This window comes from Agarivorans sp. 2_MG-2023, from assembly GCF_030548085.1.
Classification (GTDB): Bacteria; Pseudomonadota; Gammaproteobacteria; order Enterobacterales; family Celerinatantimonadaceae; genus Agarivorans.
The window spans coordinates 208,672-222,696 of record NZ_JAUORQ010000002.1; the positions used below are offsets into that span (position 1 = coordinate 208,672).

At 44.5% G+C, this 14,025-nt stretch carries 15 protein-coding genes; 6 read left to right on the forward strand and 9 right to left on the reverse strand.

Features of this window, described 5'->3' with window-relative positions; translation table 11 throughout:
• Positions 1-120: 120 nt before the first annotated feature.
• The 3 genes from Q4549_RS03625 to Q4549_RS03635 form a co-directional block, all read right to left on the reverse strand.
• Positions 121-726, reverse strand: coding sequence for a YiiX/YebB-like N1pC/P60 family cysteine hydrolase (locus Q4549_RS03625; protein ID WP_303549365.1), 606 nt, complete (start codon positions 724-726; stop codon positions 121-123).
• 113 nt (positions 727-839) lie between these two features.
• A complete protein-coding gene (locus tag Q4549_RS03630) occupies positions 840-1,352 on the reverse strand; it encodes a PEP-CTERM sorting domain-containing protein (RefSeq protein WP_303549364.1) in 513 nt (170 codons plus the stop codon).
• Positions 1,353-1,616: 264 nt separating this feature from the next.
• Positions 1,617-2,501: a LysR family transcriptional regulator gene (locus tag Q4549_RS03635; protein ID WP_303549361.1), complete on the reverse strand. Its 885-nt coding sequence runs from the start codon at positions 2,499-2,501 to the stop codon at positions 1,617-1,619.
• A 94-nt stretch (positions 2,502-2,595) separates the two neighbouring features.
• On the opposite strand from Q4549_RS03635, the gene Q4549_RS03640 reads away from it, so the two are divergent.
• Positions 2,596-3,108, forward strand: a complete 513-nt coding sequence (locus tag Q4549_RS03640; RefSeq protein WP_303509788.1) for a lactoylglutathione lyase family protein — start codon at positions 2,596-2,598, stop codon at positions 3,106-3,108.
• A 47-nt stretch (positions 3,109-3,155) separates the two neighbouring features.
• Here the strand turns inward: Q4549_RS03640 and Q4549_RS03645 are convergent, their stop codons facing one another.
• From Q4549_RS03645 to Q4549_RS03655, 3 genes are all read right to left on the reverse strand, one after another.
• Entirely contained in the window at positions 3,156-3,635 is a 480-nt protein-coding gene (locus Q4549_RS03645) for a DUF1772 domain-containing protein (RefSeq protein WP_303549358.1), read from the reverse strand.
• Positions 3,636-3,670: 35 nt separating this feature from the next.
• The gene (locus Q4549_RS03650; protein WP_303549357.1) at positions 3,671-4,567 is read right to left on the reverse strand and encodes a DMT family transporter; all 897 of its coding nucleotides are present in this window, start codon (positions 4,565-4,567) and stop codon (positions 3,671-3,673) included.
• A 136-nt stretch (positions 4,568-4,703) separates the two neighbouring features.
• Complete coding sequence (locus Q4549_RS03655) at positions 4,704-5,621, reverse strand: LysR family transcriptional regulator (RefSeq protein ID WP_303509781.1); 918 nt, start codon at positions 5,619-5,621, stop codon at positions 4,704-4,706.
• Between the two features lie 163 nt (positions 5,622-5,784).
• Between Q4549_RS03655 and Q4549_RS03660 the strand changes: the two genes are divergently transcribed.
• Positions 5,785-6,474, forward strand: a complete 690-nt coding sequence (locus Q4549_RS03660; RefSeq protein ID WP_137672065.1) for a type 1 glutamine amidotransferase domain-containing protein — start codon at positions 5,785-5,787, stop codon at positions 6,472-6,474.
• A 29-nt stretch (positions 6,475-6,503) separates the two neighbouring features.
• Positions 6,504-7,661: an iron-containing alcohol dehydrogenase gene (locus tag Q4549_RS03665; RefSeq protein ID WP_303549726.1), complete on the forward strand. Its 1,158-nt coding sequence runs from the start codon at positions 6,504-6,506 to the stop codon at positions 7,659-7,661.
• Between the two features lie 64 nt (positions 7,662-7,725).
• Here the strand turns inward: Q4549_RS03665 and Q4549_RS03670 are convergent, their stop codons facing one another.
• A complete protein-coding gene (locus tag Q4549_RS03670) occupies positions 7,726-9,906 on the reverse strand; it encodes a di-heme-cytochrome C peroxidase (protein ID WP_303549355.1) in 2,181 nt (726 codons plus the stop codon).
• A 194-nt stretch (positions 9,907-10,100) separates the two neighbouring features.
• Positions 10,101-10,361 carry a DUF1127 domain-containing protein gene (locus Q4549_RS03675; RefSeq protein WP_303549352.1) on the reverse strand — a complete coding sequence of 87 codons (261 nt, stop codon included), beginning with the start codon at positions 10,359-10,361 and terminating at the stop codon, positions 10,101-10,103.
• 215 nt (positions 10,362-10,576) lie between these two features.
• On the opposite strand from Q4549_RS03675, the gene Q4549_RS03680 reads away from it, so the two are divergent.
• Positions 10,577-12,007, forward strand: a complete 1,431-nt coding sequence (locus Q4549_RS03680; protein ID WP_303509769.1) for a PLP-dependent aminotransferase family protein — start codon at positions 10,577-10,579, stop codon at positions 12,005-12,007.
• Positions 12,008-12,032: 25 nt separating this feature from the next.
• On the opposite strand, the gene Q4549_RS03685 is transcribed toward Q4549_RS03680, so the two are convergent.
• Complete coding sequence (locus tag Q4549_RS03685; protein WP_137672069.1) at positions 12,033-12,254, reverse strand: hypothetical protein; 222 nt, start codon at positions 12,252-12,254, stop codon at positions 12,033-12,035.
• A 562-nt stretch (positions 12,255-12,816) separates the two neighbouring features.
• On the opposite strand from Q4549_RS03685, the gene Q4549_RS03690 reads away from it, so the two are divergent.
• Positions 12,817-13,176 (forward strand): hypothetical protein, encoded by a 360-nt coding sequence (locus Q4549_RS03690; protein WP_303509764.1) that lies wholly within the window; start codon positions 12,817-12,819, stop codon positions 13,174-13,176.
• An 80-nt stretch (positions 13,177-13,256) separates the two neighbouring features.
• Positions 13,257-14,003, forward strand: coding sequence for a sugar nucleotide-binding protein (locus Q4549_RS03695; protein ID WP_303549349.1), 747 nt, complete (start codon positions 13,257-13,259; stop codon positions 14,001-14,003).
• Positions 14,004-14,025: the final 22 nt, after the last annotated feature.

Below are 14,025 nucleotides of genomic sequence, written 5' to 3' on the forward strand. Positions count from 1 at the left end.
GGTATCACTCCTGGAGTAGCTGTTCTCGATTTACTCTCTCTTCCCAAGGCGTCCTTTTTCAAGGGCTGTTAAAGCCGTTAACCAAGAAGGTTCCAATTCTTGGTCAAAACGCCACGCCGATTAATCCGTAGAAAAAAGATCAACTTCCCGTGAAAGGTAAAAGCCATTATTTAGTTGAGTAAGTTGGTCTTCAGAAAAGTTAGCTGGCGTATATTCATTAGAGGGTTTATCCCCGCCCAACAAGCCCATACATTGGTAGGCGGCTGCCACTAATTCACTACAAAACAACGACGATAAATCTTCTTGGTTTTCACCAAAAGGCCCCTGCCAGCCAGCGCGTGCTAACTCCCAAAAGCTTTGTTCGTAATGCCGACCTTTTAAGCGCTCTAGTAAGCTCATGAGTTCAGCAATTGCAACATCTGCTAACTCGCCCCCCATTAGTTGGCGAACTGAAATACTGCCAAAGTGTTTTTTCACTCTTTCATGTAAAGCTACCACTTGCACCCCATTGCTGAGTTGCTGGCTATAGAGACATTGCTCGCCAGTGCCGGGAACCGCTTCCCACATGGTCGTAAAGTCGTATTGGTCTAACTGCAATACCATACCCACGTGGCTCCACTTACTAAACGTGCCGTAACGAATAATGTCACTGCTTAAGCCTTTACCCGAAAAAAAGACTAAATCCCCAGTTTTTAGCCGCTTAGCTAATTGCTGCCGCTCCAGCATATTCCATGCTCTCCAAATCATCCTTGATGCAGATTTATATGATAAAAATAAAAAGCCTGCAATGATGCAGGCTTAAATCAATAAATCTAAAGGTGGAGCTAACTAAATACTCATTAAGTGCGGCGACGCAACGCCAAACCCAATAAACCACACAACATAATTGCTAGGCTTGCTGGTTCACTGACTTGTGCCGCTAACGGGATATTGTTAAAACGAACCAATAAGGTTTCTTGATAACCGCCGTTAGGTTGGCGTGAGATTGAGTCGTTAAAGTCACAGTGGCTGTGGCTATTGTCAAAGTATTGCGCAGCACATATCTCCGTATCCTTAAACAAACTTCTGGCTGGGATATTGGCAAATTCCTCTACACTGGCAAAACGCCAAATGCTTACACCTAAAGCTGCATTTAAGGCATCATCGTAAAGCCCGCCTGCATATTCCCAGTTATCGACTAACTGGCTACAGCCACCTGAACAAGGTGAAGCCCATACCCAATCAAAAATGTCGCTGGTTACAATCACATCTTCCAGTGGATCTAGTGCGATCACTGTGGCTGCTGATTGTTGAGAAAACACCATGCTTAATAAAAGCATGCTCGATATTGTTATTTTTTGTAATAATTTCACTTTCCGCTTTCCTTGCTATTTTGGTCATTGCCCGCGCAGGGATGCAAAAAATAGTCCTATATATCAACACCTTTAATTACAAAGACTTAAATCTAAAAGCAATAATCTAATGTTGATATATGTAAAAATAGCTGACACTAAAATGTGAACCTAACTAAACAAAATGCTTATTAATCAATAATTAATAGTTCAACTGTTGAAAAAATACCGCTTAAGGTGAACGGGCACCTAAATGTGATGTAAGTCACTCTTTGTTCAACTTGCTTAGTTATCGTTCGCTGTTAAGCCCTGCTGCATAATTTGTGACACCAAGTTAAAACGGCTAGCCAGTTGTTGATAGCGGCGCTGCACTAGGTAAATGGTCTCATCTACTGGCTTAGCTAAGTGATGAATGGCTATTTTACTGGGCTCAGAAAAAGCGGCCACGGCATGGGCTGGTAATACTGTGAAACCTAAACCTCGAGACACCGGTTCTAAGATCAGGGAAATTTGGTTTGAGAAGCCTTGAAGTCTAAATTGCTCAAGTTGTTCAAACTCGGGATAGTTAGCCGACAACAACAAATTTGCATGATGAGCACCATCTGGATGATCAATGTAACCTAAGTTTTGTAAGGCTTGCCAGTTAGGCTTATTGCAACTGGCCGGGGTCACCAGCAGTAAGGCTTCTTTGGCAAAAACTTGTGCGCTTAACTCACTCAACTGCGAAGGGCGTGTAATAAAGCCTAAGTCTAACTGGCGTTCTGCCAATAGCTGCTCAATTCGCGCGTTAGGCGCAAACTGATAGTCAAACACTAACTTAGGATGCTGCTGTTGTAAGTCCAATAAACTGGGGTATAGCTTTAAACCTAAGCTACCGGGGCTGGCAATTCTACATAAGCCAGTATGTGGATCATCTTGCTTTAGGCTCACCTCTAATCCACTCAGTTGAGCCAGAGTTACCTGCGCTTGCTGATAAACCTTGTGGCCCGCTTCCGTTAAGTTGAAGCTTTTGCCTTCTCTTTGCAGCAAAGGCGTTTGAAAATGATCTTCCAGTTTACGTATTTGTTGGCTAACACCTGGCTGTGTCATCGCCAGCTTCTCGGCCGTTCGGGTAAAATGCCCTGTCTCAACCAACGTACAATAGGTTTGCAACCAGTCTAGATTAATCATAATAAAATCTTATCAATTTAATAATTAAAGATAATTTAATGTTTTTATTATGCCGCACTAAACTTAAACCATCAAATCACTGGTGGAGCTAGACATGCAGTTAACTAACAACCCTTACCCGCGTACTTTTTCGCACATTGGTATTTCAGTGCCAGACCTAGAAGCCGCTGTAAAATTTTATACCGAAGTATTGGGTTGGTACCTAATTATGGAACCGACCGAAATTACGGAAGACGATAGTGCGATTGGTGAAATGTGTACCGACGTATTTGGCAGTGGTTGGCAAAGATTCCGTATTGCCCACCTATCTACGGGTGATCGTATCGGTGTTGAGCTGTTTGAATTCAACAATCAAGAGAACCCTGAAGACAACTTTGAATACTGGAAAACCGGTATCTTTCACTTCTGTGTACAAGATCCAAATGTAGAAGAATTGGCCGAGAAAATTGTTGCTGCGGGCGGTAAAAAACGCATGAAAGCACCACGTTTCTATTACCCAGGTGAGAAGCCTTACCGCATGATTTATATGGAAGACCCGTTTGGTAACATCTTAGAAATTTATAGCCATAGCTATGAGTTAAACTATGCCGCAGGCGCATACAAATAAGCGAACTTGAATCGACTAAGGCCTTATCTTCTTGATTAAGGCCTTTTTTATAGCGCGAAGATAAACAGCAACATCGCCATCGCTGATGCCACCGTTCGTAGATGATTCCAGGCAGTCCACGACCGAAGGTAAGTCCGCCAATATTGCGCATCTTCGGTACTCACAGCGGTCTGACTAGAAATAAGCGCTAGAGCCTTATTACGAGGTACGTTAGCCAAAGCGGTAACAGCAAAGCAGCCTATTAAGTAACTAAAGCTCGCCGCAACTGCGTAGTAATTAATGCTTACTGCAAGCGTAAATTGCCAAATAAGGCTTGCTAGGCTTAACAGCGCACTCCCGATAAACACCATAAAAAAACCAGGGTTTAGCACGGTAACATTTATACTTTGCATTGCAGCTAAACCCTGCTCATTGGTTAGCCTTGCTAAGGCTGGCATCACAAAGTTGGAGAAAGCAAAAAAGATCCCAGCTACTACGCCGCTAGTTATGGCTGCTAACAACAGCAAAAAGTATTCTACGTTTGTCATGTTCTTCCCTTAGCTGTTTGCTTTAAATTGACACCTTAGGCCACCAATTTTAAGCCAATCACACTCATGCACACTAGGCTCATCATCAGCCATTGCTTAGTGCTTGGTTTCTCGCCCAATAGCCATAAACCCAAGACCATACTAAATACCATCATCGTGCTTAATATTGCCGCAGCAATGGCCAGCGGGCCGAGAGTCATCGCTAATGCGTAACACCCCGTGCCGATCACGGTAGGTGACGCATAAATAAGAATCTGTTTAAAGTGGGTAAAACTAATGCCTTGAAAACCGTTGTTTACGGTAAACAAACCGCGGCCAAATGCCATTAACATGGCCATGACCCCAATCATCACCTCCCAAGCATAACCCACTAAAAAAGGATGACTAGAGCGCGACATACTGGCCACCAATATCAGGGCGCAAGACATTAGCGCGCCGTAACCAGCACTCGCCAATATTCCCACTAGCGGTTTGTATTGAAGGGAAGCTTGCAGCGCAACCTGTGTAGCTCGCCGAGCTTGGCTAGCGCCCAGTAACAACACCGCCACCAAGGTAAATCCCCCCATTAACCATTGCTGAGCACTCAAGCGTTCATCAAGAAAAACTTGCCCTAGCAAGGCCACAAATAACGCGGTGAATGCCATGGATAAGGCGCTAGCAATGCCAACCGGTAAACGCACAAAGGCAATGGCATTCGCCCAATTACCTAGGGCAGCCAAACTCGCCGCTAAAACTAAGTATCCCGTTTGACCAACAAAATCTGCATAAGCCGAGCGCGGTACTAATAACAATAGAGGCGACATGCTAATCAATAAACTTAGCCCGCGATAGGCTACTGCGCTAAGTGGGTCGGATTGGCGATATACTTTGGCCATTAATACGCCTTGCAAGGCGTAAGCGAAGGTGGCGCTTAAGGCAATAATAAAAAACACTATGGCACTCAGTTGTTAATGTTAGCTAAAGCCTACGCAACTCGCTTAGCAGCAACAAGGCTTTAAACAAGCTTCAACATGGCGCAACTAAAAATCATTATGAATAGTGTTAGCGAGTTGCGTACTCACGCTAACTTTATTGCAATAAATTGCTGGTTTGCTCCTGCTTGGCTAAATACTGCTTTAAATAATCAATCAGTAAACGCAGCTTTTTAGAGCTAGTGGCCCCTTTTGGAAATACGCAGTAAACATCAATATCTTGCAACTGATAATCACTCATCAATACTTCTAAATTGCCCGTTTTAATCTTTGGCAATGCATCATATAAGGGCACCCGCCCTAAACCATGCCCACCTTCAATAAAAGCGGTTCTGGCTGCTGCGTTATTGGTGCTAATACCCCCCTTGGTTTTGATACTAAAAGACCGAGACCCCTTAGTTAGCTGCAAAGTATTAGAGCCTGCGGTATAAATGACCCACTGATGGGCGTCTAAATCTGCTGGCTGCTGGGGGCGCCCCTGTTTGTTCAAATAATCAGGCGAGCCACATAAACAGGTCTTTAAGGTCGTGAGTTTGGATGCTTGTAAACCAGAGTCTTCTAGTTCGGCGCCGCGAATGGCTAAATCAAAACCATCTTGAATGACGTTTACCACCTCATCACTTAATACCAGTTCAATGTTGATTTTGGGGTACAAAGCTCGAAACAGATTAAGTGCAGGCACAATGGTTTGCAGGCCCGCATTGACCGGGCAAGAAATTTTAAGCGAGCCTTCAGGCTCTTGTTTAATATTTTCCATTTGCTGGTTAGCAGCTTTTGCTTGCTCAGCAATATTGTGGCATCGCTGATAATACTGCTCACCCGCTTCGGTTAAATGCAAACTGCGGGTAGAGCGGTTAAGCAAACTCACACCTAAATGCTGCTCCAGCTTTTTAACGTGGTAACTCACCACTGCTCGAGTAATGCCTATTTGCTTAGCCGCAGCACTAAAGCTGCCCTGCTCCACCACTTGGGCAAACACCACCATGCTTTTCAATTGTTCAAAAGAAACGCTCACATCAAACCCTCATCAGCTACATCAGCTGCATTGTATCAATTATTCTACCAATCATGTCTATTTAATCTGCATTGTCGCATTCAAACTTGGGGTCTACACTGCTTTCATCGCTACCGTATTTGGCGGTAGCCAATCAGCTAAAAGCAAATTAAGGAATAAACAGATGAGCGCAGCAAAAAAGATTTTGATGGTACTAACTTCTCACGATCAACTGGGTAATACCGAACACAAGACAGGCTTTTGGGTAGAAGAATTTGCCGCCCCTTACTACGTGTTTTTAGATGCTGGTTCAGAAATTACTTTAGCTTCTCCAAATGGTGGCCAACCACCGATTGACCCAAGCAGCGAACTTGCAGATTTTCAAACCGACGCAACACGCCGCTTCGACAACGACGATGCTGCCAAGCAACAGCTTGCAACCACCCTAAAGTTAGCAGACCTTGATGCGAGCGATTACGACGCAGTATTCTACCCTGGCGGTCATGGCCCATTGTGGGATTTAACCGACAACCCACAATCTATCGCTTTGCTTGAAAGCTTTATCCAGCAAAACAAGCCGGTTTCTGCAGTATGTCACGCTACCGCGGCACTGCTTAACGTTAAACAAGCTGACGGCCAATTACTGGTTAAAGGCAAGGCTGTAACTGGTTTTACTAACAGCGAAGAAGCCGCCGTGCAACTCACCGAAGTTGTACCATTTTTACTTGAAGACGAGTTAAAGGCACGTGGGGCTGATTACCAATCAGTTGCCGACTGGAGCCCATTCGCGGTACAAGATGGTTTAATGATTACCGGACAAAACCCGGCCTCGTCGGAAATGGCAGCAGAAAAATTACTGCAACAGTTCGCCTAATTTCCCTCTCACCTTTTTAAGGAATTATGATGTTGAACTTTTCATTTCAAAACACCACTCAGATTCATTTTGGTGAAGGACAAATAGCGTCTCTAAGCCAAGAGGTTCCCGCTAACGCTAAGGTGCTAGTCACCTACGGCGGTGGCTCAATCAAAAGTAACGGAGTCTATGACCAAGTTGCTAAAGCCTTAGAGAATCATCAATGGTCTGAGTTTTCTGGCATTGAACCTAATCCAAGTTACGACACCTTAATGCGCGCCGTTGAGCAAATAAAGGCTGAAGGCTTAGATTACATTCTGGCGGTAGGCGGTGGCTCGGTGATTGATGGCAGTAAGTTTATTGCCGCAGCTGCAGAGTATAAAGGTGACGACCCATGGGACATTATTGCTAAACAACACCCAGTTGAATCAGCGCTGCCTTTGGGTGCGGTGTTAACTCTGCCAGCAACAGGCTCAGAGACTAACCCTGCCGCAGTAGTAACACGCAATGGTACTAAGTTGCCTTTTTACGCCTTAGCGGTGCGTCCAAAGTTTGCGGTATTGGACCCAAGTGTGACTTTAAGTTTATCACCTCGCCAAGTAAGCAATGGTGTGGTTGATGCTTTTGTCCACGTGATGGAGCAATACCTTACCTACCCAGTAAACGCAAAAATTCAAGACCGTTTTGCTGAAGGGATTTTGCTAACCTTGATTGAAGAAGGGCCAAAAGCACTCGCCGCTGAAACCTCTCAAGATCTAGAAGTACGCGCTAACATTATGTGGGCAGCCACCATGGCTTTAAATGGCCTAATTGGCGCAGGCGTGCCGCAAGATTGGTCAAGCCATATGTTAGGCCATGAGCTTACCGCCGCCTACGGCGTAGACCACGCGCGCAGTTTATCTATCACCTTACCAGCAGTGATGAAGATTCGTCGTGAAGCCAAAGCCGACAAATTACTGCAATATGCCGAACGTATTTGGGGCATAAACGAAGGCGACAGCGAACAACGCATCAACGACGCAATTGCCGCTACCGAAGCATTCTTCCGCAGCATGCAAGTACCAGTGAGATTAAGCGACATTGATTTAGGCGCTAGCGACGTAGAAGTATTGTTGAGCAAGTTGGAACAACACCAAATGGTAGCCTTGGGCGAAGACAAGCAAACGACCCTAGAGGTTAGCCGCAACATTCTTAACGCGGCTTTGTAATAACAATCCTCATCACTTAAAAACAGGGCGCTAGCGCCCTGTTTTTTTGTATTTATTAATCAGTTTAAAGCGTTTTAAGGTATTCAATCATCGCGTCACATTGCTCTGCAGTAAACGCCGTCCCTATCGCACCAGTCACTTGATTCAAATAATGTTTTTTCGGATCGTATTGGTCGGAAAAGTGGTGGCCACTATTGTGATTGCCCGGTATCGACGTATCCAACACAAAGTAACCGTCTTGCGTGTATTTCTGCCCGCGCTTAAGGGTAAGCTTTGCCTCTTCTGCAAAACCTTTCGGCTGCAACAAACCCACGTTTACCGAGTCAAAAGCAATATTGCCCATTTGTAGGTATTTAGGCCGCTGACCACCTTCCGGGCAGAGTAAATCTCGCAATGTAGCCACTGACCCATTGTGTAAAAAAGGCGCGGTGGCCCATACCCCATTTAGTGGGCGAGCTTTATATCCTGAAGTTGCGCGAATGCAGTTTGGTCGGCCACCTTCAAACTTGGCTTGTAACGCAGGATCATTCAACCCATTTTGCTTAAACCAAGCATCAATGGTTTGTTGCACAATTGCCCCCAACGCAAGGCCAAACAGTATATTGCCGCCGTCTTTCACGGGCAGGTCCACCAGCGTTTTCGGCGAGGGTTCTTGCCCTAAAGGCCCGCGGTATGCCCCCTGTTCGCCATAGGCAAATTGCTTAGTTTGTTGCGCCGCATAGAGCTGATTAGGATCTTCACCACAAATCACTTGGTCAATACCTAAACCGGGAATAACCTCAGCAGCGGGTACATTTGCTACGCCAGCAGTGCCCAAGGTTCGCCGCGCTAATACGTCTGCCTGCGCAGAATCTGTCCCCACTTGCGACAGTTGAATCAAATTAAGTTTTAATACTTTTTCTTTGGTTTCTCGCGGCACACCTTGATGCTGATAAACAATGGGAGAAAAATATTGCTCCTGCCATATCTGCTCCGTATTTAAGGCAGGAAGATGGCAACCCTGACACTTTGATTGATACAAAGAAGCTCCAAGCTCAGCCTTTTTCTTATCTATAGCGCCAAACTCCCACTTGGGCCCTTGCAAGCCAGAGAATCCATCAATTGGGTTAGGCTGGTTCCCCCCTAAAAAATCTTCTAACCACACTAAGTTTTGCATAGGAATCGATGAGGAAAAACGCTGGTCATCAAGCGAACTTTGCATATCCACATAGGCGTTAACGCCCATGGCTTCACCCGCATTCCTAATCAACGGCCCCATGATGGAGGCATCGTATTGCACCCAATCAAACCAAGACGCAGTCCATAAATGGGGGTAGTTAACCGGCGCATTGATAGCGTGGTAATTATCGCGACGATTCACATTTTCGGAGAACACTTGGTTGCCAATGCGATTCAGTGCATCCAATCGCATAAAGCCTTCATCAACATCAATAATGTCGGTATGGCCTGCACTAGCCGTCACGATGCTTGCGAGATCATTGGCTAAATTCATTTTAGTTGCAGGGCTGTATGCGGGGCCTAATACGCGACGAGCGAAGCGATCAAAACGTCCATCAAAAAAGGGAATTTTACTCGACAGCGCGGTTTGGCCAAGCGCCGCGGCAAGGGTGCTGGTTAACAAGGTTAAATCGGTAGTAGCTGGCGCCCCATCAATCACGTACTCAACCTTATTCTCACCTTCACCGTGGATAAAATGCCCGGTGTGGCAAGCTGCGCAGGTAAAGCCGACTCCTGCAGTTCGAGTGGGGTAACCCGGTAAAGTAATTGAGTCAGAGCGCGCAAAGCCAATAGGTAAACCATCGGGGTTATATTTGTCTGCTTCAGAGCGAATAAAACCAAAACGAAGTAAAAACTCATTGGCGGTAAATAAGCCCTTGTCGGAGAAACTGTTGAGAAGCAAAAAAGACCAGATAGAGCTACTGGGTTGCTCTAACTCAACAAACCAGTGATAGGGAATAGGAATGGTGCGTGTGCCTTGAGAGATATGGTGATATTTCTTGGCATCTTCACTCACATACTGCCCTTTGCTTCCCCAGTTTTGATCAGGCCAATATTGCTCAAGCCAAGAGCCGTCACGGTGAGTAACTTGTAATTCGGGTAAATGAGGCGGGGTTAAGGTATCAACAATGCTTTTCACTTTGTCGCTGCTTAACACTGCCAGAACAAAGACAAACACAACAATAATAGCGGCAACAATAAAACGAATAATCCACTGACGAGTAATAGCAGGGGCAACAACACTCATGACCTGATTCCTTTCTTCCTTGAAGGGCTCTAGTCCATAAACCATAGAAGATTTAACTTAATATTGTAAGCTTAATACGCGCAGTGTCAGTATTTGCTACTTTCGTTGTGTAACGCTGCTTGCACAGCGCTACCGCAACCTTAGCATTTCAACAACTCAGATAAGGCTTGGCTCACCAGATCCAAAGTCACGCGTTAACGAGTAATGCGTTTTTTGAGCGCAAAAACAGATTGAGTTTTGCTGTACTTCTCACTGCTCCGCTTGGCCTGAGTACCACTTTGCCAAAATGCTTTATTTCCCTCGGCATACGCTTGAGCGCGGGTAATCCCTATGTCGCGCAACAGCTCATCACTTAAGCCTAATAGTGCTTGGCGACTGCGGCGGCGTGCGCGATACAGAGCGAGGCATTTAACTAGACGACGGATACTCAAATTTACTTTGTTTAACACCAACATTGGCTTGCTCCTTATTCCGTTAACGGCCTAAACAGCTTAAATTTTGTGCAAGCAAGCGTACAGATTCAGAATAACAATGTTTTAGCATGACAGACGCGCCAAAAGTGCATCTGTCATGCTTGGTCTAGGTTAATCTGTACTGCTTAATTTGGTTTTTTTCCAATCTGTATTTTGATGTGTTATTACTGAGGGATATTGCGGCTAAGGATGCGCCCATGACACTGTATGAACAATTTGCCCAAGAACTGAAAGATCAAATCAATCAAGCTTATTACCCTGTCGGACAAAAGCTGCCTTCAATTCGTGAAATGAGCAAAACGCGAGGGGTAAGTATTTCAACAGTACAAGAAAGCTACCGACTGTTGGAAGATGCAGGCTTCGTGCGCAGCAAGCTAAAATCTGGTTATTATGTTCAGCAACCGCCTAATACTTCACTACTGCTAGAAACCAGCCAACCAGAACAACGGCCAGTCCCTATTGATAATTGGCAAGCAGTGTTAGACCTAACCATGAACGAAAGCAACAGCCACTTTTTAGCCTTGGGCCGTGGTTCGCCAGACACCGAATTTGCCAGCTTAAAACCCTTACAAAAACTGCTAATCGACAGTGTTAAATATCAAAGCAAGCAGGTATTTAGTTGTTCCAAAGGGAATGGGTTATTTGCCTTAAGAGTACAAATTGCCCGCTTAATGCAACACTCAGGCTGTCATATTCACCCCGACAATATTCAAATTACAGCAGGCTGCCAGGAAGCCCTATCATTGAGCTTAAAAGCGCTCACCCAGCCTGGCGACATTGTTGCTATAGACTCACCCAATTTTTATGGCTGCATGCAAGCGATTCAGTCTAATCAGCTTAAAGTACTAGAAATACCCACTCACCCGGAAACAGGCATTAGCCTGCCAGCACTAGAGCTAGCGTTAGAGCAATGGCCAATTAAGGTGCTACAGCTTATTCCTACCTCTAATAACCCCTTGGGTTATGTGATGCCAGAAAAGAACAAGCTCAAACTTTTGAAGATGGCAGAACAATACGATTTTGCCATCATCGAAGATGACATACTCGGTGATGGTTTTTACCAAACGCCGCGGCCGCGTAGCTTAAAATCTTACGATACCCAAGAGCGCGTGTTGTTTTGCTCATCCTTTTCTAAAACCATTGCGCCAGGCCTTCGAGTTGGCTGGGTGGCACCAGGGCGTTACGGGCAGTTACTTACTCACTTAAAATTTATCACCTCGCTGGGGGCGAATAGTTTGCCTCTGCTAGCGGTGGCCGACTTTATTGAGCAAGGTTATTACGAGAAACACTTAAGGTTGTCTAAGCAGCAATATCAGGCGCGGCGAGATCTTATGTTGCACTGGGTACAACGCTATTTTCCTAACGGCAGTAAAATGAGCTTCCCTAAAGGTGGGTTCTTTTTATGGGTAGAGCTACCTGAGCAAATAAACTGTTTAGAGCTAAACGATAACTTAAAGCCGTTTCATATTGGTATTGCGGCGGGCAGTTTGTTTTCGGCGGCGGGGAAGTATAAAAACTGTTTACGATTAAGTTATGCCAACCCTCCTAGCGAACGGATTGAGCAAGCCATTAAGCTTATTGGCGAGCAAGCCAAAATATTGCTTAAGCAGGCAACAACGCGAGGTTAAAGGGCTTAACCTCGCTGCGCATAGCTTACAGTTTTTTCCACTGTAACTTAGTGCATTTGCCGTTTTCGTCGTGTACACGACAAGCGAAACGGTAACCATCTTTCACTAAGCTTTTGTGGTAAAACTCGGCGTTTTTGTCGAATTCACTTAAGGCCGGTTTACTACTAGGTTGCTCTGCCGCAACTAGCGGTAAACTTACACTTAACGCCATTACTACTGCTGATGCACTCACTAAAACACTGCGCATGATTTTCCTCTTACAATTATTGATAAATCCAATTTCTGCGGTTTTATACCATCTAATTGAATCAGTTCAATCTACGAAAAATCATCCTAAGGCCTCATAAAGACTAGCAAAAACAAAAAGAAAGACGTTACCACTTTATTCTTTGCTTGTTTAAATTAACTATTTAGCGATATATATAAATGACATCGATTTCAACAGCGTCAAATTTTTTATTAAAAAACAGGTTTAAGTGACTACTATTTAATCAAAAAAGCTTGATCTCAAAAAAATCGAACAAAAAACAATTAAATCATATAAAACAAAAGCTTAGATAAAATTAAACAAGTAAACGTTTTCAGAGGAGTAGTCATAAATAAATACTTAGCAATATTTGTACAGTAATCACTATAAGCATTAACAAAAATACAGAAATTATAAATCTAAGTAATCACTTATTAATTAATCCTGCCTATTTAGAGCTTCTCAATTTGACAAGATCTTAGTCTTAATATAATTTTTCAAGCACTTAAAATGGAATTGAATGTTATTTAGTGGCTTACGCGACTAAATACCTAAGGTAATAATGAATTTAAAGCATATTGTAAGTGCCACACTGGTATTGCTAAGCGCAAACACCAGCCTCGCGGCAGAAACCTTCGATGAATCAGAGTTACCCGCCCTTAAAAACTATGCCTTTGCTGCGTGCATGTACCATATTCAAGCCAAAATTGAGCCTACACCAAGCATTACGCTCAATGGTTTAAGGGAAGAAATGGACGTGTTTTACCAATACAGCGTATTACCGACTAACTTTTTTGAAACCGTATATGCCCAAGTAGAACTAGGCACCCAAAACATTCCGCCTTCTGGCTCTATTCGTTACTGTATTAGCTGGTTACAAGAAGACAAGGTTGAAGGTGTGGTTGCCTCTTTAGCTAAGTAAAGAAGCCCACCATAATTTTCTGGCAGTTGCGCTGCACACATCGCATAATCGATTTAACTTACCGAATGGGAAACAGTGCAATGCAACGCGCCTTAGTAACAGGTTTACACGGTCGACTCGCCCCTTACTTAAAAAAAGCCTTACTGACTAAGGGCATTGAAGTATTCGGTTTTGATCGCCAACAGCTCGACATTAATAACCGTGACCAGCAAATCGCTTATATTCGCGCTAACCGAATAGACACTATCTTCCATCTAGCCACCGGCTCAGAAGATTGGCTAGCCATGCTGGCAAGCATTGCTTTAGAGCTGGAAATAAACATACTGTTTACCAGCACCGAGAGTGTATTTAATCCCAACAGTACCGGCCCATTTAACCCTGACCACCCAGCAGATGCCGACAACGAATACGGCCGTTACAAAATAGTGTGCGAGCAAGCCGCGCTGCAAGCCAACCCTCATACCATTATTGCCCGTTTAGGCTGGCAAATGTTCGACACCTTTGAACAAGACAACCTACTCACCCATGTTAGAGATATGCATAATCAGAAAGGCTACTTGGAAGCCAGCACTGAATGGCTGCCCGCAGTGGCGTATGTTGAGCACAGCATGGCATGTTTGCTTCAGTTAGCTGAGCAAGGCCAAGCTGGGGTTTACCATGTAGGTGGTAATGAGCAGGGCTTGTCGTTTTATCAATTGGTGCAGTTAATTAATCAAAAGTACCAACTAGATTGGGACATTCGACCAGGGAACACACCTTCGCGTGACGGCAGAATTATTGACTCACGAGTCCCTTGTAGCAGCATTACCGATCAACTAAGCAGTTAATCTCGCAGACTATTTTGCTTTA

Bases quoted from the DNA above. Each gene is read 5' to 3' on its own strand.
- Q4549_RS03625 (WP_303549365.1), bottom strand. From the start codon at position 726: ATGCTGGAGCGGCAGCAATTAGCTAAGCGGCTAAAAACTGGGGATTTA.
- Q4549_RS03635 (WP_303549361.1), bottom strand. From the start codon at position 2,501: ATGATTAATCTAGACTGGTTGCAAACCTATTGTACGTTGGTTGAGACA.
- Q4549_RS03640 (WP_303509788.1), top strand. From the start codon at position 2,596: ATGCAGTTAACTAACAACCCTTACCCGCGTACTTTTTCGCACATTGGT.
- Q4549_RS03645 (WP_303549358.1), bottom strand. From the start codon at position 3,635: ATGACAAACGTAGAATACTTTTTGCTGTTGTTAGCAGCCATAACTAGC.
- Q4549_RS03660 (WP_137672065.1), top strand. From the start codon at position 5,785: ATGAGCGCAGCAAAAAAGATTTTGATGGTACTAACTTCTCACGATCAA.
- Q4549_RS03665 (WP_303549726.1), top strand. From the start codon at position 6,504: ATGTTGAACTTTTCATTTCAAAACACCACTCAGATTCATTTTGGTGAA.
- Q4549_RS03670 (WP_303549355.1), bottom strand. From the start codon at position 9,906: ATGAGTGTTGTTGCCCCTGCTATTACTCGTCAGTGGATTATTCGTTTT.
- Q4549_RS03675 (WP_303549352.1), bottom strand. From the start codon at position 10,361: ATGTTGGTGTTAAACAAAGTAAATTTGAGTATCCGTCGTCTAGTTAAA.
- Q4549_RS03680 (WP_303509769.1), top strand. From the start codon at position 10,577: ATGACACTGTATGAACAATTTGCCCAAGAACTGAAAGATCAAATCAAT.
- Q4549_RS03685 (WP_137672069.1), bottom strand. From the start codon at position 12,254: ATGCGCAGTGTTTTAGTGAGTGCATCAGCAGTAGTAATGGCGTTAAGT.
- Q4549_RS03690 (WP_303509764.1), top strand. From the start codon at position 12,817: ATGAATTTAAAGCATATTGTAAGTGCCACACTGGTATTGCTAAGCGCA.
- Q4549_RS03695 (WP_303549349.1), top strand. From the start codon at position 13,257: ATGCAACGCGCCTTAGTAACAGGTTTACACGGTCGACTCGCCCCTTAC.